At 68.4% G+C, this 23,000-nt stretch carries 16 protein-coding genes; 10 read left to right on the top strand and 6 right to left on the bottom strand.

Annotated features, from left to right (window positions below):
• The first annotated feature begins 152 nt into the window (after nt 1–152).
• The gene (gene fusA / locus GFK26_RS19730; protein ID WP_153283459.1) at nt 153–2,213 is read left to right on the top strand and encodes an elongation factor G; all 2,061 of its coding nucleotides are present in this window, start codon (nt 153–155) and stop codon (nt 2,211–2,213) included.
• A 9-nt stretch (nt 2,214–2,222) separates the two neighbouring features.
• On the opposite strand, the gene GFK26_RS19725 is transcribed toward fusA, so the two are convergent.
• A complete protein-coding gene (locus GFK26_RS19725) occupies nt 2,223–4,595 on the bottom strand; it encodes a DNA polymerase II (RefSeq protein ID WP_153283458.1) in 2,373 nt (790 codons plus the stop codon).
• A gap of 201 nt (nt 4,596–4,796) precedes the next feature.
• On the opposite strand from GFK26_RS19725, the gene GFK26_RS19720 reads away from it, so the two are divergent.
• The 8 genes from GFK26_RS19720 (at nt 4,797) to GFK26_RS19685 (ending at nt 13,291) form a co-directional block, all read left to right on the top strand.
• On the top strand, nt 4,797–5,429 hold the full coding sequence (locus tag GFK26_RS19720; RefSeq protein WP_153286029.1) for a TetR family transcriptional regulator C-terminal domain-containing protein: 633 nt from the start codon (nt 4,797–4,799) through the stop codon (nt 5,427–5,429).
• A gap of 133 nt (nt 5,430–5,562) precedes the next feature.
• Nucleotides 5,563–6,669 (top strand): hypothetical protein, encoded by a 1,107-nt coding sequence (locus GFK26_RS19715; protein WP_153283457.1) that lies wholly within the window; start codon nt 5,563–5,565, stop codon nt 6,667–6,669.
• A gap of 384 nt (nt 6,670–7,053) precedes the next feature.
• Entirely contained in the window at nt 7,054–8,325 is a 1,272-nt protein-coding gene (locus tag GFK26_RS19710; protein ID WP_153286028.1) for an amidohydrolase family protein, read from the top strand.
• Nucleotides 8,326–8,344: 19 nt separating this feature from the next.
• Nucleotides 8,345–9,211 (top strand): creatininase family protein, encoded by an 867-nt coding sequence (locus tag GFK26_RS19705; protein WP_153283456.1) that lies wholly within the window; start codon nt 8,345–8,347, stop codon nt 9,209–9,211.
• 61 nt (nt 9,212–9,272) lie between these two features.
• The gene (locus GFK26_RS19700) at nt 9,273–10,259 is read left to right on the top strand and encodes an ABC transporter substrate-binding protein (protein ID WP_153283455.1); all 987 of its coding nucleotides are present in this window, start codon (nt 9,273–9,275) and stop codon (nt 10,257–10,259) included.
• 13 nt (nt 10,260–10,272) lie between these two features.
• Nucleotides 10,273–11,103: an ABC transporter ATP-binding protein gene (locus GFK26_RS19695; RefSeq protein WP_153283454.1), complete on the top strand. Its 831-nt coding sequence runs from the start codon at nt 10,273–10,275 to the stop codon at nt 11,101–11,103.
• A complete protein-coding gene (locus GFK26_RS19690; RefSeq protein WP_101489803.1) occupies nt 11,100–11,918 on the top strand; it encodes an ABC transporter permease in 819 nt (272 codons plus the stop codon). Before GFK26_RS19695 ends, GFK26_RS19690 begins: the two co-directional genes overlap by 4 nt.
• Nucleotides 11,919–11,926: 8 nt before the next feature.
• Nucleotides 11,927–13,291 carry an FAD-binding oxidoreductase gene (locus GFK26_RS19685; protein ID WP_153283453.1) on the top strand — a complete coding sequence of 455 codons (1,365 nt, stop codon included), beginning with the start codon at nt 11,927–11,929 and terminating at the stop codon, nt 13,289–13,291.
• A 16-nt stretch (nt 13,292–13,307) separates the two neighbouring features.
• Here GFK26_RS19685 and ggt read toward each other — a convergent pair whose 3' ends face one another.
• Together ggt and GFK26_RS19675 are read right to left on the bottom strand one after the other, a co-directional pair.
• Complete coding sequence (ggt, locus tag GFK26_RS19680; protein ID WP_153283452.1) at nt 13,308–14,939, bottom strand: gamma-glutamyltransferase; 1,632 nt, start codon at nt 14,937–14,939, stop codon at nt 13,308–13,310.
• Nucleotides 14,940–14,963: 24 nt separating this feature from the next.
• Nucleotides 14,964–15,959, bottom strand: coding sequence for a Bug family tripartite tricarboxylate transporter substrate binding protein (locus GFK26_RS19675; RefSeq protein ID WP_153283451.1), 996 nt, complete (start codon nt 15,957–15,959; stop codon nt 14,964–14,966).
• Between the two features lie 102 nt (nt 15,960–16,061).
• On the opposite strand from GFK26_RS19675, the gene GFK26_RS19670 reads away from it, so the two are divergent.
• Complete coding sequence (locus tag GFK26_RS19670; RefSeq protein WP_153283450.1) at nt 16,062–17,030, top strand: LysR family transcriptional regulator; 969 nt, start codon at nt 16,062–16,064, stop codon at nt 17,028–17,030.
• 21 nt (nt 17,031–17,051) lie between these two features.
• On the opposite strand, the gene GFK26_RS19665 is transcribed toward GFK26_RS19670, so the two are convergent.
• Genes GFK26_RS19665 through GFK26_RS19655 form a run of 3 tightly spaced genes read right to left on the bottom strand, consistent with a single transcriptional unit; the run spans nt 17,052 to nt 22,999 of the window.
• A complete protein-coding gene (locus GFK26_RS19665) occupies nt 17,052–17,996 on the bottom strand; it encodes an ornithine cyclodeaminase family protein (RefSeq protein WP_153283449.1) in 945 nt (314 codons plus the stop codon).
• A 40-nt stretch (nt 17,997–18,036) separates the two neighbouring features.
• Complete coding sequence (locus tag GFK26_RS19660; protein ID WP_153283448.1) at nt 18,037–21,504, bottom strand: molybdopterin-dependent oxidoreductase; 3,468 nt, start codon at nt 21,502–21,504, stop codon at nt 18,037–18,039.
• A 16-nt stretch (nt 21,505–21,520) separates the two neighbouring features.
• Nucleotides 21,521–22,999: a short-chain fatty acid transporter gene (locus GFK26_RS19655; protein WP_228121707.1), complete on the bottom strand. Its 1,479-nt coding sequence runs from the start codon at nt 22,997–22,999 to the stop codon at nt 21,521–21,523.
• Nucleotide 23,000: the final 1 nt, after the last annotated feature.

The raw sequence follows: 23,000 nt of genomic DNA, 5'->3' as shown, positions 1-23,000 counted from the left end.
GGCGCTGCCGGGCGCACCCCCGCGCCGGGGCCTGGGGCAACCAGCTTGCATCGCCGCGGTCAATCCCGTACGCTGGCCCGACGTCCACGCGCAGCACCCGAGCCCCTGCGGGCCGCCGGGCCGCCCTTGCGAAGGCGCAAAGGAGTCCAGCCATGCCAAGCCGATCGAACGGCCTCGCGGCCGAAATGGAAGCCGTGCGAACGCTGGCGCTCGTGGGCGCCGCGGCCGCCGGCAAGACCTCCCTCGCCGAGGCCTTGCTGTTCAAGGCAGGTGCCATCGGGGCGTGCGGCAGCATCGAACGCGGCAGCACCGTCAGCGACCACGACCCGCTCGAGCGACGCATGCTGCATTCGCTCAACGCCTCGGTGATGCACCTCACGCATGCCGCCACGCGCATCCACCTGATCGACACGCCCGGCGGCCCCGACTTCCTCGGCCAGAGCCTGCCGGCGCTGGAAGCCGTCGAAACCGTGGCGGTGGTCATCAATGCCGCCAACGGCATCGAGCCGATGGCCGTGCGCATGATGGACTACGCGGCCTCGCGCCACCTCGCCCGCATGATCATCGTCAACAAGATCGACTCACAGGGCGTCTCGCTGGCGGGCCTGCTGGCCGACATCCAGGCCACCTTCGGGCGCGAATGCTTGCCGCTGAACGTGCCCGACGGCGTCAACCGGCAGGTGATCGATTGCTTTTTCAACCGCTTCGGGCGCTCCGACTTCGGCCCCGTCGAAGCATCGCACCGCGCGCTGGTCGAGCAGGTGGTCGAGGTCGATGCGGCCTTCGTCGACCGCTACCTCGAGGAAGGCGACGTGGACCCGTCCGAGCTGCATGCGCCGCTCGAGCAGGCGCTGCGCGAAGGCCACCTGATCCCGGTGTGCTTCACCTCGTCGCGCAGCGGCGCCGGCGTGGCCGAGCTGCTGGACGTGATCGTCAAGCTCCTGCCCGACCCGACCGAGGCCAACCCGCCGGCCTTCATCTTGGGCGAAGGCGCGCAGGCCCAGCCCATGCGGGCCCGGCCCGACCCGTCGCTGCACGTGCTGGCGCATGTGTTCAAGGTCACGATCGATCCGTATGTCGGCAAGATGGGCATCTTCCGCGTGCACCAGGGCACGCTCACGCGTGACAGCCAGCTCTACATCGGCGACGGCCGCAAGCCCTTCAAGGTGGGGCACCTGTTCATGCTCCAGGGCAAGGACCATGTCGAGGTGTCGCGCGCGCTGCCCGGCGACATCGTGGCGGTGGCCAAGGTCGACGAGATCCATTTCGATGCCGTGCTGCACGATGCCGCCGAAGACAGCCACGTGCACCTGGCGCCGCTGCCGTTCCCGGTGCCGGTGTACGGCCTGGCCATCGAGCCCAAGCGCCACGGCGACGAACAGCGCGCCTGGGAAATCCTCGGCAAGCTCGCGGCCGAAGACCCGTGCCTGCGCATCGAGCACGTGGCCGCGACCAACGAGACGGTGCTCTACGGACTCGGCGAGCTGCACCTGCGCATCGCGCTCGAACGCCTGCGCGAGGTGTACCACTTCGAGGTGCTGACGCGGCCGCCGCGCATCGCCTACCGCGAGACCGTGACTGCGCCGGCCGAAGGCCACCACCGCCACAAGAAGCAGTCCGGCGGTGCCGGCCAGTTCGCCGAAGTCTTCCTGCGCATCGAGCCGCTCGCGCGCGGCGCAGGCTTCGAGTTCGCCGACGAAGTCAGGGGCGGCGCGATTCCGAACCAGTTCATTCCTGCGGTCGAGAAAGGCGTGCGCGAGGTGCTGGCGTACGGCGCGATCGCCGGCTACCCCGTGGTCGACGTGCGCGTGGTGGTGTACGACGGCAAGCACCACAGCGTCGACAGCAAGGACATCGCCTTCGCGACCGCCGGCCGCAAGGCTTTCATGGCCGCGATCCGCGAGGCCCGCCCGGCGGTGCTCGAGCCGATCGTGCAGATCGAGATCGCCGTGCCCGAGCATTCGGTCGGCGACGTCACGAGCGACCTGTCGTCGCGGCGCGGCCTCGTCACCGGCACCTCGGGCCAGGGCGGCGGCACGGTGGCCATCGGCGGGCAGGTGCCCGAGGTCGAGCTGGCCAACTACCAGTCGCGGCTGCATGCGATGACCGCCGGCCAGGGCCGCTACACCATCGCGTTGTCGCACTACGAGGCCGTGCCGCCGGCTGTGCAGAAGACGCTGATAGGGCAGTACCAGGTGCGTGAGGACGATTAGGACCCGCGGCTAGAAGAGCCCGCGCTGTGACGTCGTCAGCGCCATGAAGCTGTCCCCCATCGGCTGAAGGATGGCATCGGCGATCGGCTGCAGCTGCCGCGTCAGGTAGTGCTCGTAGTCGATGCGCGAGCGGCGGGTTTCCAGCGGCTCCGGCCCGTTCTGCGTCATGACGTATTGAATCCAGCCGCCCTTCTGATACTGCTGGGGCCGGCCGACGCGGCCGTTGTGGTCGTCGGCGATGCGCGCGGCCCGCACCTGCGGCGGCACGTTGACCAGGTACGCATCGAGCTGGTGGCGCAGGCGCTTGCGGTAGATGAGCAGGTCGTCCTTGGCACCTGCCAGCGTCGACCTTGCATAGTCGGCCACGAACGCCTTGTACGGCTCGCCCTGGAAGATGCGTGACAGCAGGCCTTCCTGGAACTGGCGCGCCAGCGGGGTCCAGTCGCTGCGCGCCATCTCGAGGCCGCGGTACACCATCTCCTCCTTGCCCGCCGCGTCCATGCTCAGGCCCGCGTAGCGCTTCTTGCTGCCGACCTCCGAGCCGCGGATGGTGGGCATGAAGAACTTCTTGTAGTGCGTGTCGACCTCGATCTCGAGAAAACTCTCCAGGCCCTGCTCGTCGCGCAGCGTGCGCGCCCACCACGCGTTGATGTCGGCCGCCAGGCGGGTCGCGACGGCGTGCGCCTCGTCGTTGGTGTGAGCGCGCCTGAGCCAGATGAAGATGGAGTCGGTGTCGCCATAGATGGCCTCGTAGCCACGCTGCTCCACGAACTCGCGCGTGAGCTTCATCATCTCGTGCCCGCGAAGGGTCACGGCGGACACCAGCTTGGGGTTGAAGAAGCGGCACTCCGACGCCCCCAGCACGCCGGCGAAGGAGTTCATGAGCAGCTTCAGCGCCTGCGACAGCGGCTCGTTCTTCGCGCGCTTGGCCTCGTCCCGCGCGCGCCACAGCGTGGTGACGATTTCCGGCAGGCAGTGCCGGTCGCGCGAGAAGACGGTGCCCTGCGGTCCCTGGATGAGCCCGGTCGGATCGGCGGCGTTCGAGCCCTCGACGAGCCCCACCGGATCGACAAGGAAGGTCCGGATGATCGAGGGGTACAGGCTCTTGTAGTCCAGCACCACGACGGAGTCGTAGAAGCCCGGCTTCGAGTCCATCACGTAGCCGCCGGGATAGGCCTTGCTCGCGATCTCGCCCACGCTCGGCGCCACGTAGCCCAGGCGGTGCATGCGCGGCAGGTAGTGGTGGCTGAACGCGGCAATGGAGCCGCCGAAGTGGTCGGCCTGCAGGCCCGTGGCCTGGGCCCGCTCCATCATGAACTGCAGCAGCTTCGCCTTGTCGAAGATGCGCAGCACCAGCTCGCAGTCGCGGATGTTGTAGAGCGCCAGCGCAGGCTTGTCTTCCTGATACCGCCGCTCGATCTCCGCCATCTTGTCGTACGCGTCGCCGATGGCCTTGCCTTCGCCGAGCAGCGCTTGCGAGACGGACTCGAGGCTGAACGACGGAAAGCTCCACACCGCGGCCTTGAGCGCATCGATGCCGTCGAGGATGACGCGGCCCGGCGTCGGCGCGAACAGGTAGCCCTGCTTGCCGGGATGGGTGCGCCACTCGATGGGGCGGCGCTCGCGCCCCAGGAGGAACGGCACGCCGCAATCGTCGGCGGTCTTCTGCAGCACGCGCAGGTCGAACTGGATGACGTTCCAGCCGATGACGACGTCGGGGTCGTTGCGCTCGAACCAGTCGTTGAGCTGCTCGATCATGGCCTTGCGGGTCGGGCAGTAGACGAGCGAAAAATCCATCGGCTCGTCCGGTCCGGACGGCGGCTCGCCGAGCATGAAGACCACACGCTCGGGCATGCCGTCCAGCGCGATCGAATAGAGCCCTTCATGCTGGCTCGTCTCGATGTCCAGCGACACGACCTTCAGCACCGGCCGGAACTCGGGCGCGGGCTTGAGCTTGCAATCGACGATCGCGGCGCCCTCCGCCCGCCCGCCTTCGACCCGCACGCCGGCGGTGATGAAGCGCTCCATCAGGTAGCGGTCGTGCGGGCGCACGTCGGCTTCGAGCAGCGGGATGCCCTGCGCCTGCAGCGCGCGTGCCAGCCGACCCAGCTGGCGGAAGTGCGTCGCATAGACGCCGAGGACGGGTTCCTGCTGGAAGCTCTGGAGTTCGAGCTCGCGCAGCTGCACGCCCGGCATCGCCGCGAGGTGCGCTTCCACCGCCGCCCGGTGGCGGACGGCGACGAACGCGACGCTGCTGCGGGAGGTCAGCACCACTTTCCTCGGCCCTGCCTCCGTGGCCAGCCAGTACGCGATCTCGGTGCCGGCGTGTGCATCACGCCAGTGGCGCGTGAGGATGAAGCCGTTGAGGTCGGTGGATGTCACGGGCGCTTGGAGATCGGGTCGAGTGGAAAGGCGGACTGGGAGTCGGGAGATTTTCACCCGGCCGTGTCGGCGGCTGTCGCCGCAACTTCCAGCGCACGCGTCCGGCTGCATCCCAAGGATTACCATCGACCGGGCCACGCCGCCCCTCTCATGCCCATGAACGTCGACACCGCCTCCGTGCCTCCCGCCATCGCCCAGGAAATGCCCGCCCCCGACGGCCCGCTGTCGCGCGCGCGGCCGGGGCGTGAACGCATCATGGCGGCCATCCGCACGGCGGCGGTGACCGAGTTCAGCCTGCACGGCCTGAAGGGCACCTCGACCCAGGCCATCGCGGCGCGCGCCGGCCTCACCAAGCCCCAGCTGCATTACTACATCGCCGGCAAGGAAGAGCTCTACGAAGAGCTGCTGATGCAGGTGCTGCATGCCTGGAAGGTGGTGTTCTCGTTCGAGGACGCCAGCGGCCCGGCCACGGTGCTGGGCGACTACATCCGCAAGAAGCTCGACCACGCGTTCGACAACCCCGAGATCTCGCGCATCTTCACGCGCGAAGTGCTCGACGGCGGTCGCAACCTCGACCGCTACTGGCCCAACGCGCAGGCCTGGACGCAGAAGAAGGTCGACATCATCAACGGCTGGATCGCGCGCGGGCAGATGCGCCCGCTCGATGCGCGCCTGCTGCTGATGCACATCTGGGCCATGACCCAGAGCTACGCCGACTACGCGATCCAGACGCGCGTGATGCTCGGCTTGCCGCCCGACGCGCCCATCGACCGCGAACCGATCGCGCGGGAACTGGTGGCGTTCGTGCTGGGCGGCTGCGGCATCGAAGCGTAGTCATCCGGTCCGGGGAGGACCTGTTCGGCGAGTGACTTTCGACACTGTTCGCCGCAGTGCCGCGCCTCTACCTTCGCACGGTCCCAGCCGGATATCCCGGCCTGGTGCATCCGTACACAGGAGGAAGAGGATCATGAATACACGAATGTTCTTGGCCGCAGCAGGTGTCGCCGTGGCGCTGGCGGCCTGCGGGGGTGGCGGCGGAGGCGGCCCGTCGTTCGGGCTGCCGCCGCCGCCGGACCAGGTCCCACCGCCGCCTGCGCCGCCCCTCCACCGCCGCCGCCCCGGCGCCCGCGCCCGCCCGGCACCGGCGGCGATCAGCGCCCACTACAAGTTCCTGAACTTCGCGCAGGACCGGGACCCGGCCACCGAGCCGGCCGAGAAGCGCTACGACGACTACATCGCCCTGCTCAACCGCGAAGGCGCCGCGGGCTACCGCTACGTCGACGGCCTGTCGAGCGGCAACATCGTGTCGCTGCAGGACCATTTCATGATGGTGAAGGACACCGAAACCACCTACGCCTACGAGTACAAGCGCTTCGAGGTCGACATCATGTCGAGCGACGCGCTGCCGCGCCTGCTGCAGCAGATGAAGGAGCAGGGCGCCAAGGGCATGGTGTTCGTGAAGCTGCTCGGCATGATCGACATCAACTCGAACAACAACGGCGAGTTCGGCATGCTCTACCGCAAGGACGCGGGCTCGTCGGCCACCTTCGACTTCGCGGCGGCCGACATTCCGCCGACCTCGGGCGACTTCGCGAACCTTGCGAACGCGATGGGCGCCCAGGGCTTCAGGCCGTGGGTCACGCCGCTGCTGCGCGGGCACACGCAGCAGTTCTTCGTCAAGGACCAGAGCAGTGCAGCACGCTACGAACTCAAGGCCGTGCTGAGCCCGCTGAGCGTGGTCGACGGGGACGAGGACGACGTCAAGGCGCAGATCCGCGAACAGGGCGCGGCGGGCTACCGGCTGCTGAAGGCGCGCTTCATGGAGGACTCGAAGCAGTTCATCTTCTACGTGAAGGACACGACGCAGTCGAGCCGCTTCGAGTACGAGTTCCTCGACAACCCCGACAGCATCTTCGGCCTGCAGGAAGCCAATGCGACGCAGGCCAACGGCCAGACCGCGCTCGGCCTGCGCTACTTCGGCCTGCCCGACACGCCCGTGTTCCTGCGCTCGCTGTCCTGCACCGGGCCGCTGTGCCTGACGCCGGACGGCAAGGAAATCTCGGACGGCAGCTGAGGCCGGACGACGGCCGCTCCGCCGGGCTGCTTCGACCAGTGCTCGAGTCCGTCGAGCAGCGGCAGCAGCCCGCGCGAACGCGGCGTCCGCGTGCAGCGCACTGCGCACGGAAAGGCCGACGCCGCCTCCCCCGGCGCATCGGCGGCTGGCGCTACGTGATCGACCGCGCGCTCGATTAGACCCCCGGGGCGGTTTCCGCCCGCGCGAGCCCCAAGCCGGTGCACCCGGACTGGCACGCCGTTTGCATAACCTGACCACTTGCTCTGATTAATTGGTCAAATTCATGCAGCCGTGCGTCGCCCGCTCCCTTTCGATGGAAACCAGCGCCCCCGTGCACCCGGCGGGGGCGCGTTTCCCATGAACGGCATGAACGGCATGAACGGCATGCCCGCGCCCGTGCTGCTCGACAACGCACGACTGCCGCGCTGGCTGCTGCCCGCCGACTGGCCGCAGCGCGACGGCGTGCCCGAACTCGCACGCGTCGCCATCGAGGCAGGCCGCGTCCGGTCGGTGCAGCCCGCGACGCACAGCGGCACGCCCGGGTCCGGTTGGGACCTCGCCGGCACGCTCGCCCTGCCCGGCTTCGTCGACGCCCACACGCACCTGGACAAGGCCTTCACGCTCCCGCGCATGCAAAAGGTGCGGCCCGGCCTGCTCGGCGCGATCGACGCAATGCTGGCCGACCGCGTGCGCTGGACGCCCGCCGATGTGCGCGAGCGTGCATCGCGCGGCCTGCAGTGGGCCTGGGAATGCGGCACCACGCATGTGCGCACGCACGTCGACTGGTGGGAGCCCGATGCGGTGCCGCTGGCCTGGCCGGTGATGGCCGAGCTCGCGCAGGAATGGGCCGGCCGGGTGCGGCTGGAGCAGGTCGCGCTCATCAAGCTGCCGCTGTTCGAAGACGCGGCGCAGGCGCTGCGCCTCGCGAAACAGGTGAAGGCCACCGGACCGCATGCGCTGCTCGGCGGCTTCGTGCATTCGACCAACTGGAGCGAGAACGCGCTGCGCAATCTGCTCCATGCAGCGCAGGCTTGCGACCTGGACATCGACCTGCACGTCGACGAAGAACTCAATGCCTCGGCGGTGGGCCTGCAGACCACCGCGCGCATCCTCCGCGAGATCGGCTTCGAAGGCCGCGTGGTCTGCGGTCACATCTGCGCACTCGCGGTGCAGCCTGAATCGCAGGCCCTTGCCACGCTCGATGCGGTGGCGCGCGCACCGATCACCGTGGTCTCGCTGCCCGCCACCAACCTGCTGCTGCAGGACGCGGTGACGGGCCGCACGCCGCGGCTGCGCGGCATCACGCTCGTGAAGGAAGCGCGCGAGCGCGGCATTCCGCTGCTGTTCGCGAGCGACAACGTGCAAGACCCTTTTTGCCGCCTCGGCAGCTTCGACCCGGTCGAGGCGCTGGGCACGGCCGCGCTGGTGGCGCAGCTGGACGAACCCTTTGACACCTGGTCGCAGGCGCTGTGCCGCGGCGACTGGCTGCAGCGCGCGCCCGCCACGGCGGCGCCCACGCTGGTCGGCGCGAAGGCCGACCTGGTGCTCTTCACCCAGGCCGACCGCCACGGCTGGCCCTCGCGCACCGCCACCCGCGTGGTGCTGCGCGACGGCCGCGCGACGCACGGCGACGCCACACCCTTCCTCCCCAAGTAAGCAAAGAACAAGGACGCCCATGCTCCACGGCTACATCCCGCCCCACCGCTTCCTGCCCTACCTGAGCTGGACCGAAATCGCCGCGCTGCCCGATCGCGAGAACACGGTCATCGTGCTGCCCTGCGGCGCCATCGAGCAACACGGTCCGCACCTGCCGTGCTCGGTCGACAGCGTGATCGCCTCGGGCGTGATGGGCAGGGCGCTCGAAAAACTGCCGGCCGAGGTGCGCGCCTTCGCGCTGCCGACCATCACCTACGGCAAGTCGGAAGAGCACCTGCACTTCCCCGGCACGATGACGCTCACCGGCACCACGCTGCTCTCGACCGTGACCGAGATCGGCGAGTCGGTCTACCGCGCGGGTTTTCGCAAGCTGCTGTTCGCCAACGGCCACGGCGGACAACCGCAGGTGCTGGAGATGGCGGCGCGCGAATTGCGGCTGCGGCATGGCGACTTCGTGGTGGTGCCGCATGGCGTGTCGCGCCTGCCGAACGCATCGAGCAAGCAGATCAGCGAGCAGGAAAAGCGACTGTCGATGCACGCCGGCCATTCAGAGACCGCGCTGATGCTCGCGCTCGCGCCCGACACGGTGCGCATGGAACGTGCGGCGGCCAACTTTCCGCCGCCCTTCCCGATCAAGCTGCTGTCGGCCGACGGCCGCCCCGCCTGTGCATGGACCGCGCGCGACTTCGGCCCCAGCGGCGTCATCGGCGACCCGACCAGCGCCACGCGCGAACAGGGCATCGAGATTCTCGAGACGCTCTCCGACAGCTGGGCGCAGGCGCTGACCGAGCTGCATGCGCTGCGCTGGGTGGTGCGCGACGAGCCCACCTGGGAGCGCGGCCACCAGCAGGGCTTCATCCAGCAGTCGTTCGTTGCCGCGGCCTGAGGCGCGCGTCTTGCGTCGGCTTTCTTCTTCTTTTTCATCCCGCCTTCGAAAGGTCTCCACCATGCGTTCCTTCGCTCTTTCCCTGGCCGGCGCCGCCGCGCTGTCGCTCCTCACGGCTGCTGCGCCCGCGCAGGCCCAGGACAAGTTCACCTACATGACCAACTGGTACGCGCAAGCCGAGCACGGCGGCTTCTACCAGGCGGTGGCGCAGGGCATCTACAAGAAGCATGGCCTGGACGTGACCATCAAGATGGGCGGCCCGCAGGTCAACATCACGCAGATGATGGCCGCGGGCCAGGCCGACTGCATCATGGGATCGAGCGACATCCAGATGATGCAGGTGCGCGAAGGCGGTGTGCCGGTCGTCAACGTCGCGGCCTTCTTCCAGAAGGACCCGCAGGTGCTCATCGCGCACGACGACGTCAAGAAGTTCGAAGACCTGAAGGGCAAGACGCTGCTCATCGGCGCGCAGGCCAACCGCGGCTACTGGCCCTGGCTCAAGGCCCGTTTCGGCCTGAAGGACGAACAGACGCGCCCCTACACCTTCAACATCCAGCCCTTCGTGGCCGACGCGAACACCGCGCAGCAGGGCTACCTGACCTCCGAGCCCTACGCGATCCAGAAGGCCGGCGTGAAGAGCACCGTGCTCATGTTCAGCGACCACGGCTATCCCTCCTACGCCGTCACCGTGTCGTGCATGGACAAGACGGTGAAGGAGCGCAGCAAGCAGGTCGCCGCCTTCGTGAAGGCCTCGGCCGAAGGCTGGAAGAGCTACCTGGCCGACCCGGCACCGGCCAACGCGCTGATCAAGAAAGACAACCCCAACATGACCGACGACCAGCTCGCCTACAGCGTGGCCAAGCTGAAAGAGATGGGCATGGTCACGGGCGGCGATGCGGCCAAGCTCGGCATCGGCGTGATCACCGATGCGCGCGCCAAGGCGAGCTACGACTTCCTGGTGGCCTCCAAGCTGCTCGACCCGGCCAAGGTCGATCTGGCCAAGACCTACACGACCGAGTTCGTGAAAGAAGCCAAGGTCTTGCCCTGAACCTCGCCGCGCCATGAACCGCATCGAACCCCACACCCTCGCGCCGCCGGTGGCGCCCGCCGTGCCCGCGGTGGAAATCCTCTCGGCCGAGAAGACCTACCCCAACGGCACGCAGGCGCTGCTGCCTGTGGACCTGTCGATTGCCGAGGGCGAGTTCGTCACGCTGCTCGGCCCCTCGGGCTGCGGCAAGAGCACGCTGCTCAAGATGGTCGCGGGGATGCTCGAGCCCAGCGACGGCCGCTTGCTGGTGTGGCGCAAGCCCGTGAGCCAGCTGCATGACAGCACGCGAAAGATGTCGTTCGTGTTCCAGTCGGCCACGCTGATGCCGTGGGCCAGCGTGCAGACCAATGTGCGCCTGCCGCTGGACCTGGCCGGCGTGCCGCGCAAGGAAGCCGATGCGCGCGTGACGGAGTCGCTCGCGCTGGTGGGGCTGGAAAAGTTTGCCGACGCCTTGCCGCGTGCGCTGTCGGGTGGCATGCAGATGCGCGTGTCGATTGCGCGCGGCCTCGTCACGCAGCCCGACCTGCTGCTCATGGACGAGCCCTTCGGCGCGCTCGACGAGATCACGCGCCACAAGCTCGACGCCGACCTGCTCGAGCTGTGGCGCAAGAAGAAGCTCACGGTGATCTTCGTGACGCACTCGATCCACGAGGCGGTGTTTTTGTCGAGCCGCGTGGTGATGATGGCCGCGCGGCCGGGTCGCGTGGTCGAGCAGTTCCAGATCGACGAACCCTATCCGCGCCAAGCCGACTTCATGGTCACGCCCGGGTTCGCGCGCTACGCGAAGCAATTGCAGGACAGCCTGCTGCGCGCCAGCACCACCGAAGAAGAGGCCGCGCCATGAAGACAGCGACCAAACCCGCAACGCCGCTGCTGAGCCAGCCGCGCGTGCAGCGCGTGCTCTACCCGGTGCTCATCGGCGTGGTGCTGGTGGCGCTGTGGCAATGGATGGTGGTGGCGATGGAGCTGCCGCCCTACCTCGTGCCCTCGCCCTATCTCATGATGCAGACGCTGGTGACCGACTGGGCGCCGCTGGGCAGCGCGCTGCTGGTCACGCTGAAGATCACGGTGCTGTCGTTCGCGCTGGCGACGGTGGCGGGCGTGCTCATCTCGTTTCTCTTCGTGCAGAGCAAGCGCATCGAGACCGCGCTCTTTCCGTACGCGGTGCTGCTGCAGGTCACGCCGATCGTGGCCGTGGCGCCGCTGATCATCATCTGGGTGAAGAACCCCGTGGCGGCCATGACGGTGTGCGCGGCGCTGGTGGCGCTGTTCCCGATCATCAGCAACACCACGCTGGGCCTGCGCAGCATCGACCCCGACCTGCAGAGCTACTTCAAGCTGAACCGCGCCACGCGCTGGCAGCAGCTGGTGCGCCTGCGCATTCCGAGCGCACTGCCCTACTTCTTCGGCGGGCTGCGCATCTCCAGCGGCCTCGCGCTGATCGGCGCGGTGGTGGCGGAGTTTGTCGCGGGCACGGGCGGTTCGGGCGCGGGGCTGGCTTACCAGATCCTGCAGGCGGGCTTCCAGCTGAACATTCCGCGCATGTTCGCGGCCCTGCTGCTCATCTCTCTTACCGGCGTCGCGCTCTTCGTGCTGATGGCCTGGCTCACCAAGGTGGCGCTGGGCTCGTGGCATGCGAGCGAACTTTCCCAGGATTGAACTTGACCATGAACGCTCCCGCTTCCACCATCGAACACCTGCTGCTCGAACTCCCCGACCTTGACTGGATCACCGACGAAGGCCGCGTCACGCGCCTGTCGCAAGACTTCTCGTGGTTCAGCCCGGTGCTCACGCGCCAGCTGAAAGACAAGCGCGCCGACGTCGTGGTTCGCCCGCGCACCGAGGACGAGATCCGCGCCGTGGTCGGCGCCTGCGCACGCCGCAGCGTGCCCATCACCATCCGCGGCAGCGGCACCGGCAACTACGGCCAGACCACGCCGCTCGCGGGTGGCGTCGTGCTCGATATGACCGGCTACAACGCCTGCCTGTGGGTGCAGCCCGGCGTGGCGCGCGCCCAGGCCGGCATCCGACTGGGCGAGCTCGAGAAGCAGACCAAGCCCACCGGCCAGGAGCTGCGCTGCGTGCCGTCCACCTACCGCAGCGCGACCTTGGGGGGCCTCTTCGGCGGCGGCTTCGGCGGCGTGGGCTCCATCAACTACGGGCCGCTGAGCGCGCCGGGCAACGTGATCGGCATCCGCGCGATGACCATCGAGCCCGAGCCGCAGGTGGTCGAGCTGCGCGGCCCCGACGCCATGCGCATGCACCACCTGTGGGGCACCAACGGCCTCGTGCTGGAACTGGAGATTGCACTGGCGCCAGCGCACCCGTGGCTCGAAACGCTGGTGACCTTCGACAGCTTCGAGCACGCGCTGAACTTCGCCGACAAGCTCGCGAACGCACCCGGCATCATCAAGCGTGGCGTCACCTTCTTTGCCGCGCCCGTCGCCGACCATCTCGCGCAACTGGCCGCGCACCTGCCCAAGGGCTGCCACACCGTGCTGTCGCTGGTGGCCGAGTCGAACGAGCCCGCGATGATGCTGCTGGTGGAAGCGCACGGCGGTACCGTCGGCTACCGCAAGACCGCGGCCGAGGTGCAGAAGAGCAACCGCACGCTGATGGAGTTCACCTGGAACCACACGACGCTGCACGCGCTGAAGATCGATCCGACATTGACCTACCTGCAGAGCGGGTTCATTCCCGGCCAGCACGTCGCGCAGATCATCGAGATGGAAAAGCTGCTGGGCGGCGAGGTCCTGATGCACGTCGAGTTCCTGCGCAACGTGGCCGGCCTCCTGACCTGCAGCGGGCTGCAGCTCGTGCGCTTCAGCACCGAGGAGCGGCTCAACGAGATCATCGACATCCACCGCGCCCACCAGGTGCACATCAACAACCCGCACGTGAACATCGTGGAAGACGGCAAGGCCGGCGGGCCGCTGCCACCCGAAGTGATCGAGGTGAAGAAGCGCTTCGATCCGATGGGTCTGCTCAACCCGGGCAAGCTGCGCGACTGGCCGGTGCCTGCCGCGGGTTGACGGGCCTCGCGACCGATCAGTTCGCCGCGTCCATCCGCAGCCGGTACGCCACGCCATCGCGGCCGGGGTCGGCGCCGCCGTGCAGGCCATCGGCCTGCACCTGCACGCCGTGCACCCAGCCGATGGTGTAGTTGTACGGGTTGCGGCCAATCGCGTAGCCCTGGGCTTCCAGCGCGCGCGTGGTGGACCGCGGGATGCGGTTGCACACGTCGATGGAATTGCTCGTGGACGAAAAGCGCGGCGCCGACACCGCCGCCTGCATTTCCATGCCGTGGTCGATCACGTTGAGCAGCACCTGCAGCACGCCCATGGCGATCTGCGTGCCGCCGGGAGCACCGAGCACCACGTCGAGTTCGCCGTCCTTGAAGGTCATGGTGGGGCATGACGAGGTGAAGCGGCTCTTGCCCGGCTGGATGCTGCCGGCGCGACCGGGGCGCGGGTCGAACACGCCCATGCAGCCGTTGTAAAGGAAGCCCATGCCCGGCGTGATGATGCCCGAGGGCATGGCCAGCGAGTGGGTCAGCGAGACGGCGTTGCCGTCGGCGTCGACCACGCTCAGGTGCGTGGTGTCGCGCGGCACGGGCGCGCCGGGGTTCACGCGCGCCACGTTGAAGCGATGGCCCGTGCGAATCTGCCCGGCCACGTCGCGGGCCATGTCCTTGGACAGCAACTGATCCAGCGGCACGTCGAAGAACTTCGGGTCGCCGATGTTCTGGTCCTTGTCGATGGTCGCCTTCTTCATGGCCTCGCACACCGCCTGCAGGTAGGCGGGGCTGTTGTGCGCCAGGCCTGCCAGATCGAAGTGCTCGAGGATGTTGAGCATCTCCAGCAGCATGGCGCCGCCGCCCGGGGGCTGGTTGGTGGTGATGGTGCGGTCGCGGTAGCGGCCTACCAGCGGCGCGTTGCGCTGCACCTGGTAGCGGGCCAGGTCGCCGAGCGTGATCAGCGCGCCCAGCGACTGCAGGTGCGTCACCATCTTGTGCGCCAGGTCGCCCTCGTAGAACGGGCGCGCGCCTTCTTCGGCAATCTGGCGCAGCACGGCGGCCATGCCTTCGTTGCGCAGCGGCGCACCGATGGGCTTGGGACGGCCGTCGGGGCGGCAATACAGCTGGCGGCTGTCTTCGCAGTACTGCAGTCGCTCCAGGTTGCCGACGCGGCCCATGGTGGGCTCGTCGGTCCAGAAGGCATGCATGCCGGGCCGCACGAAGTAGCCGTCCGCGGCCCAGCGGATGGCGGGCTCCACCACCTGCCGCCACGGCAGTCGGCCGTGCGCCTGGTGCATGGCCTCCAGGCCCTTGAGCGTGGCGGGCGTGCCGATGGACTGGGGGCCGATGTCGTTGACGCGGCCCTTGAGGATGAAGCCGAAACCGTCCTTGGTCTCGCCCTCCAGCAGGTGCGCCCACATGTCTTCCCTGGCCGCCAACGGCGCGGGCGAGTGGAAGTCGAAATACTCGTGCACCTGCGCGCCGGGCAGGTACACGGCAGCGGTGCCAAACCCTGCGATGCCGCACATCAGCGGATCGACCACCGTCTGCGCCAGCGCGGTGGCCACGGCGGCGTCCACCGCGTTGCCGCCTGCGCGCAGGATGTCGATGCCGGATTCGGCGGCCTCCGGCTGTGGGCAGACCACCATTGCTTCTTTTTTCATGGCTTGTGTTGCGCGGTCGCCGGCTTACTTGGCGCTGAGGTTCAGCGCCCCGAGCGTGGGGCCCCAGGCCTTGGTGTCGCGCGCCGCCGTTTCCATGACCAGCGCGGAAGGGCCCGACATGGCAATCACGCCCATGCTCTTGAGCTTGGCCTGCACGTCGGGACTCTTGTGGAAGGCGGCCGTCGCCTTGTTGAGCTTTTCCACGATGTCGGGCGGCGTGCCGGCGCGTGCCACCACGGCACTCCAGCCCATGTTGTCGAAGCCCTTCACGCCCAGCTCGCCCAGCGTGGGCACGTCGGGCAACTCGGGGGTGCGCTGCGGCGACAACACGGTCAGTGGATTGAGCTTGTGGTTCTTGATGTGGGGCAGCGCCGTGCCATACACCGGCGCCATCACTTCGGTCTGCCCACCGATGGTGGCCAGGATGCCGTCGGCCTCGCCCTTGTAAGGAATGTGGGTCATCGAAATGCCCAGGGCATTGCTCACCAGTTCGACCGCCAGATGCGTGGAGTTGCCCAGGCCGGCGGACGCGAAGTTCAGCTTGCCCGGCGCCGCCTTGGCTTTTTCCGTCAGGTCCTTGAGCGTCTTGATGCCCGTGGCCGGATTGGCCGACAGCACGAACGGCACCGTGGTCAGCATGGTCACGCCCACAAAATCCTTCTCGGGGTTGTAGGGCAGCGGCTTGTAGGTGAACGGGTTGAGCACCATCAGCGACACGCTGCCCAACAGCAGCGTGTAGCCATCGGCGGGCGCATTCAGCGCGGTCTGTGCGGCAATGATGCCGCCCGCGCCGGGCTTGTTCTCCACCACGATGGTGGCGCCGATGGCCCTGCCTGCGTGCTCGGCCCACAGGCGCGCGATCGTGTCGCTGCTGCCGCCCGGCGCCTGCGATACGACCAGGCGCACGGGCCGGCTGGGGTAAGAGGCTTGCGCGTACACGGTGGTGGCCGTGGTGACCGTGACGGCCGCAACCGCGACACCCATCAGGATCTTGTAGACGTTCGTGATTGCTTCAGGCACAGGAATTCCTCTGAGGGTCTGACATAAAAGATGAAGTAATTTTCATGACAACGCTGCCATCCACCTAGTGAAAATGCAAAATGGAACCATGAAGGTTTACTCATGATCGAGCGCTCGGAAGGCCTCTCCTGGGCCCGCGGCATCAAGGTCCGACATCTGGAATCCTTCCTGGTGCTGGACGAGGCGGGCACGCTGACCGAGGCGGCGGCGCGGCTGCACATGACGCAATCGGCCATGTCGCACTGGCTGGCAGAACTGGAGCGCGTGGCGGGCACGCCGCTGGTGGTGCGCGGGCGCAAGGTGCAGCTGACGCCTGCGGGGCATCTGCTCAAGCGGCTGGCCATCACCGTGCTGGGCGACATCGCCCGCACCGGCCGCGAGATGCATGCGGTGGCCGCGGGACGCGTGCCGCGTCTGAACGTAGGCAGCGTCTGGGCCGGCATCGCCGGCGGCCTGCCCGAAGCCGTGACCGCGTTCCAGCAGCGCCATGCCGACGTGGCCGTGTCCATTCACGACGGTCTGTTCGACGACCTCCTCAAGGGCCTGGACACGCGTGCGATGGATGCCGTCATCGGCGTTCTGGATGCGCGGGCGCACCAGCCGCAGCTGGCGCACCACGTGCTTTTCGACGACCAGGTGAGCATCGTCATCGGCCAGGGCAGCAAGCACTGGCACAGCAACCAGCCGCTGGGCTTTGCCGACGTGCTGCGCGAGCAATGGGTGATGCCGCCCCTTGGCACGCTCACCCGCATCCAGATGGATGCCTACCTCATCGAGCAACAGGCCTCGTGGCTGGTGCCCAAGGCAGAAACCGCCTCGCTGGCCATGATGCAGGCCCTGCTGCACAAGGGCGACTATGTCGGCGTGTGCGCGGAATCCATGGCGGACTACATGACCTCGCTGGGGCTGTTCAAGAAGGTCGCCATTGATTCGAACATCCGCTTCGGCCCCATCACCGTGGTGTGGAACCGCGAGCATGTTTCAGCCACGCTCATGGACTTCATTGACTGCCTGAAGGCGCATGCGCGGGGCTTGCCTGCGGCACAGGGGCAGGAGGCGCCCGGCACCTAGCGGCCGGCGAAGGCAAGTGCCTCAGTTCGAATCCAAAGCCTCGTAGACCACCACTGCCGCGGCCAGGTCCTCCAGGGCGGTGCCCACGGCCTTGAAGACGGTTCGTCCATCACGATCGCCGCGACCCTGGATCCGGCCCGCAGCCAGGTCGGCCAACTCCCCCGCCACGTCGTCGGCAGCGAACACGCCGCGCGACATGGGCCCGAGCAGTTCGCCACTCTTTTGCAACGCTTCTTGCGTATCGACAAACAGACGTGCGCCTGCAAAGCAGGCATCGTCGGCTTCGCGCATCTGCGGCGTGAAACTGCCGATGAGGTCGAGGTGGCTGCGAGGCCGCAGCCACGCGCCCTGCACCACCGGCTGCGTGGCAAGCGTGGCGCAGCTCACGATGTCGACGTCGTTCACCGCATGGGCGAGGTCCGGCGCAACGGCCGCCTCGATGTTCTGCGCGCACAGCCGCGCAGCGAGTGCCTTCGCCGCAGATGCGTCGCGGTCCCACACCACCACGCGTTCGATGGGACGCACGGCGCGGTAGGCCTCGGGAATGAGACTGCCGACACGCCCGCAGCCGACGACCAGCAGACTCCTCGCCCCTGCAGGCGCGAGATACGACGCGGCCAGGGCCGATGCGGCAGCGGTGCGGCGCGACGTGATCTCGTTGCCGTCGATCTGCGCCAACGGCTCGCCCGTGCTGGCGTCGTACAGCACATAGGTCGAGAACAGTCCGGGCAGGCCGCGCCGCGCGTTGTCCGGGAAGATGGTCACCGTCTTGATGCCCAGGTAGCGGTCGGGCTGCCACGCCGGCATGACCAGCACGGTGCGGGGCGAGGCGTCCGTTTCGGCCTGGAGCGAATGCGTGTGCCGCAAGGGCACCTCGCAGCCGGCGATGAACATCTCACGAAGGGCCGGGATCAGGCGGTCGAAGGGCAGCGCACGGCGGGTGCTTTCGGTATCGATGATTTTCATGAGGTCGCAGATGGAATCAGGTGAATGAAGGTGCCGGCCGTCAAGCCTCGAGCACCACGTCTTCGAGCGGGACGGCCTGGCAGGCAAGGCACACGGCCGGGTCTTCCGGTTCGCTGCCGTGCAGATGGCGCACCTTGCCGCTCAGCAGGCGCACGGCGCAGCTCTCGCACTGGCCCACGCGGCAGCCGCTGGCCATCTGCACGCCGAGCGATTCGCCGAAGGTCAGCAACGTGCCCTGTTTGGGCGTCCACGTCGCGGGAGCGCGGCCCGAGCGCGCAAAGCTGACGGCGAACTGCTGGCCGCCGTCGGTGGGCGGCGTGGTGGGCGAGCGGAATACCTCGCTGAAGATGTCGAAGCGCGGAACGCCCCGCGCCACGAGGCCGGCGGTCACCGCGTCCATCATGGCCGGCGGTCCGCACAGGTAGAAGCGGGCGCGCTGCGCGATCAACGCGTCGTCCACCACGCGCGCGTCGATGAAGCGGTCCGACTGGTAATCGATGCCCTGCCGCTCCTGCAACTGTGGTGCGTTGTAGTGGTCGACGACCTGCAACTGCGGCAGCCGCGCGCGGTGCTGCGCGATGCGCTCGCGAAACGCGTGGGTCGTGCCGTTCTGGTTGGCGTAGTAGAGCCAGATGGCCGGCCCCTGCGCGCCGTCGGGCAGCGATTCGAGCAGGCTGATGAAGGGCGTGATGCCGATGCCTCCCGCGAAGAAGACCAGCGGTTGCGGCGAGTGGCGCGGCAGCACGAAACTGCCGGATGGCGCCCGCAGCGCAAGGGTGTCACCGACCTTCAACGCGCGGTGCAGATGGCTCGACACGCGCCCCTCGTGCGGCGTGCCGTCGGCCGAGCGGCCGCGCTGGTGGCGCACGGCCACGCTGTAGCTGCGCCGGCCCGGCACCTCGGCCGCGCCCGTGAGCGAGTAGGCGCGCGTGACCTGCGTGCCGTCGTCCAGATGCAATTGCATCTCGAGGTGCTGACCGGGGCGGTAGTCGGGCAGTTCGCCGCCGTCGACCGGCTCGAAGTGGATGCCCAGCACGCCGTCGGCCTCGGGCCGCAGTGCGCTGATGCGAAAGGGCCGGTAGCCGGACCACTTGCGCTGCCGCATCTCTGTGGCCGGGTCGCGTTCGATGTCGCAGAGAAACGAGCGATGCGGCACCGAGCCGCTCACCGGGTCGCAGCTGTCAGCGGAGATCAGCGCGTTGAAGTTGCTGCCCAACGCGCCTTCGATCGGCAGGCCATCGCGGTCGAGCTCGGGGCAGCCCTGCCACCAGCCGAACTCGGCCACGATGACGTCGTCCGCCAGCTGGGGCGTGACGCGTGCGACGAAGCGGGCCTCGCCCACGCGCGTGCGGATGCGCATCCAGTCGCCGTCCACGATGCCCTTGGCGGCCGCCAGCGCCGGGCTCAACTCGGCCACCGGATCGGGCGCGCGCTTGCGCAGCGAGGGCAGACTGCGGTGCTGGCTGTGGCAATAGAAGCCGTTCTTGGCCGAACTCAGCACATACGGAAAGCGGCCCTGCCGCGTGGCCTTCGCATCGCGCGGCGTGTCGGCCGGTTCGACGAAGGTGGCGACCGGCGGCTGGCCGTGGCGCAGCAGGGTTTCGGAATAGAGCTCGACGCGGCGCGTCGGGGTGTCGAAGCCGCGCACGCCGGTGGGCGTGGCGCGGGCGTACTTCTGCTCGCTCGCGTCGATGGCGCAGGCCATGCCTTCGGGCCGGGCGCGCAACTGGTCGACCGTGAGGCCGAGCGGCTCGAGCATGTGGTTCCAGCCCGCGTCGAGACTGCCGCCGAAGAAGCCGTCGCCCATGCCCAGTCGAACGGCCAGATCGAACAGCACGTCGTTGTCGGATCGCGATTCGCCGCGCGGCGTCACCATGCGCTGGCGCAACTGCACCCAACCGGCGGCGCGGTCGTCGATCTCGAAGCCGACGCGCAGGCCTTCGCGCTCCCAGGGCGTATTGACCGGCAGCAGGATGTCGGCATACCGGGCGGCAGGTGTTTCGAACAGATCGCAGTGCACGTGGAATTCGAGCTGCGACAGCGCCCGGTGCGCGAGCGCGGTGTCGGCCTGCGACACGGGCAGGTTGGTGCCGAAGGCCATCATCGCGCGCACCTTGTAGGGCTCGCCTTCGAGCATCGCGCGGTAGGTGTCGCGCGCCGTCACCCACCCGTGTGCGGGAGGGCCGATCGGGCGCTGCGCCAGGCCGAGGGCCTTGGCGCGCTGCGCGTCGGGCAGCAGTGAGAGCGCGTTGACGGCATTGACGCGCGGACCGACGCGAACGCGGTTTGCACCGATGCGGTCGAAACTGCCGCACAGCGCATACAGCGTGGCGACCGCGCGCTCGGCTTGCGTCGCGTTGGTGTGCTGGCCGATGCCGGTCCAGGCGTGATAGGCCACGCGGCGGCACGTGCCGAAAAGATCAGCGACCGCGCGCAAAGACGCTTCAGCAACGCCGGTGATGCGTTCGACATCCGGCGGCGTGTAGGCGGCGCAGCCCTGGGCCAGCAGTTCGAAGGCTGGCGCGCACGACAGGCGATGTGCGCCCACGTCGATCTCGACCGCACCGCGCAGGCGGAAGTGGGCGGCATCCTGGTCGTGCGCCGCCTGCTCGGTGTCATAGGGCATCGCGCAGCCGCGCGCGTCGTTCCACGCCATGAAGCGGTTGCCCTGGGCTTCGGGCCACAGGTCCTGCTCGCGCAGGAAGTGTCCGTTGTCGCCGCGCACCAGCAACGGGGCATTGGTCCACGCGCGCACGAAACCTTCGTCGAAGCGCGCGTCCGCGATCAGCAGATGGACCAGCCCCAGCGCCAGTGCCGCATCAGTGCCGGGCCGCACGGGCAGCCAGGTGTCGGCCTGCCGCGCGAGCGCGGTGGGGCGCGGATCGATCACCACCATCTTCGCGCCGTTCGCGCGGCCCCGGCCGATGGCGTTGGCCTGTGCCAGCCAGGTGTTCGCGGGGTTGTGACCCCAGAGCACGATCAGGTCGGCCTGCGCGTAGTCGGCCGCGGGCATGCCGCAGCCGAAGGTGAACGCGTGCGCGAAGTCCTTGTGCCAGTTGCAGACCTCGGTCGCGTAGCAGATGTTGGGGCTGCCGAAGAGGCGCACGAAGCGCTCGATCCAGTCGATGCTGTCCGTCAGTGGCGTGCCGCTGGGCGTGGTCACGGCGAACACCACCGACTCGGCACCGCTCTCGGCCTTGATGGCGCCCAGGCGCTGCGCGGTCTCGGCCAGTGCTTCGTCCCAGCCAATGCGCACCCAGCCCGGGTCCGCGTCGGTCTTGGGCCGGGTGCGGCGCATCGGGTAGCGCAGCCGGTGCGGGCTGTGCACAAGCTCGGGCGCGGCCTTCCCCTTCATGCACATCGCCTGGCCGGTGGGGTGCGAGGCGTCGGGCCGCACCGACACCAGCATGTCGCCCTGCACCTCGTTGAGCGTGCCGCAGCGCGAACGGCAGAGCGTGCAGTAGCCCTGTCTGGTTTGCGTGGGCGCCGTCGTCGTCATCACTTGCATCCGGAATCTGGGCGGCTCAAGGCATCACCGGCGCGACATAGCTCAGCGTGCGCCCGAAGGCCCAGAGCATGAAGAGCACCAGCGGCGCATGCACCAGCAACTGCAGGAAGGTGAAGCCCACGATGTCGCGTGCCTTCAGCGACAGCACGCCCAGCAGCGGCAGCATCCAGAACGGGTTGATCAGGTTGGGCAGCGCCTCGGCCGCGTTGTAGACCTGCACGGCCCAGCCCAGGTGCACCTTCAGGTCGTTGGCCGCCTGCATGACGTAGGGCGCCTCGATGATCCACTTGCCCCCACCCGAGGGAATGAAGAAGCCCAGCACGGCGGAATACGCGCCCATCACCACGGCGAAGCTGTCGACGCTGGAAATGCTCACGAACAGGTGCGCGATGCGGTCCGACAGCGTGATGCCTCCGTCGCCTTTTGCCGCGGTCAACATGGCCGCGATGGCACCGTACAGCGGGAACTGGATGATCACGCCCGCCGTCGACGGCACCGCACGCGACACCGCGTCGAGAAAGCTGCGCGGGCGCCAGTGCAGCAGCAGCCCGATCATGAGGAACAGCAGGTTGTAAGTGTTGAGGCCCGAGATCGCGATCAGCGGGCTCTTGGCCATGAACTCCTGCGCCAGCCAGCCGAAGCCCAGCGCGCACAGGAGCAGTGTGAGCAGCGGGCTGCGCTCGAACCACTCGCCGGGGCGGCGCCCGGCGGACTCGGCGGCAGCGGGCTTGGCTTCCGTGAGATCCACGCCCAGGTCCTGCGCCGTGACCGCGTGCTTCGCGTCGGGCGCCGACCACAGCGCGATGGCCACCGACACGACCATCAACACCAGCGCCATGGCGACCGACTGCCACAGGAAGATGGTCTGGCTGAACGGGATCACGCCGGTGATGTCCAGGATGCTCTTGGGCAGGCTGCTGGCGTTGGCCTGCAGCTGCGCCGCCGACGAACTGAGCCCCAACGCCCAGGTCGCGCCCATGCCCAGGTAGGCCGCCGCACCGCCGGCGCGATAGTCCATGCGCAGGTCGAGGCGGCCGGCCAGTGCGCGCACATAGAGCGCACTGAAGATCAGCGAAATGCCCCAGTTGAAGAGCGACAAAATCATGCTGATCGCCGCCACGTACGCGATGGCCTGGCGCCCCGACACGGGCAGTGCGGCCAGCTTTCGGATGAGTCGCGCGGCCGGCGGCGAGGTCGCCACCACGTAGCCGCCGATGGCCACCAGCGCCATCTGCATCGTGAAAACAATCAGGCTCCAGAAGCCGTCGCCGAAGGACTTGGCCACCGCCTGCGGGCTCGATCCGTTCAGCAGCGCGGCGCCCGCGACCACCACCACCGCGATGGCCGCGAACACGAAGGCGTCGGGAAACCAGCGCTCGGCCCAGGCGGTGAAGCGCAGGCCCAGCCGGCTCAACAGCCCGGCATCAGCCGAGGCCTCGTGGGGTACAGGAGGATGGGCGCCGGGGCCGGCGGAAGTGTGTGATGTCGATGGCATG

It is taken from the genome of Variovorax paradoxus (assembly GCF_009498455.1).
Classification (GTDB): domain Bacteria; phylum Pseudomonadota; class Gammaproteobacteria; order Burkholderiales; family Burkholderiaceae_C; genus Variovorax; species Variovorax paradoxus_H.
This window is presented reverse-complemented; position numbering and strand designations above follow the sequence as displayed.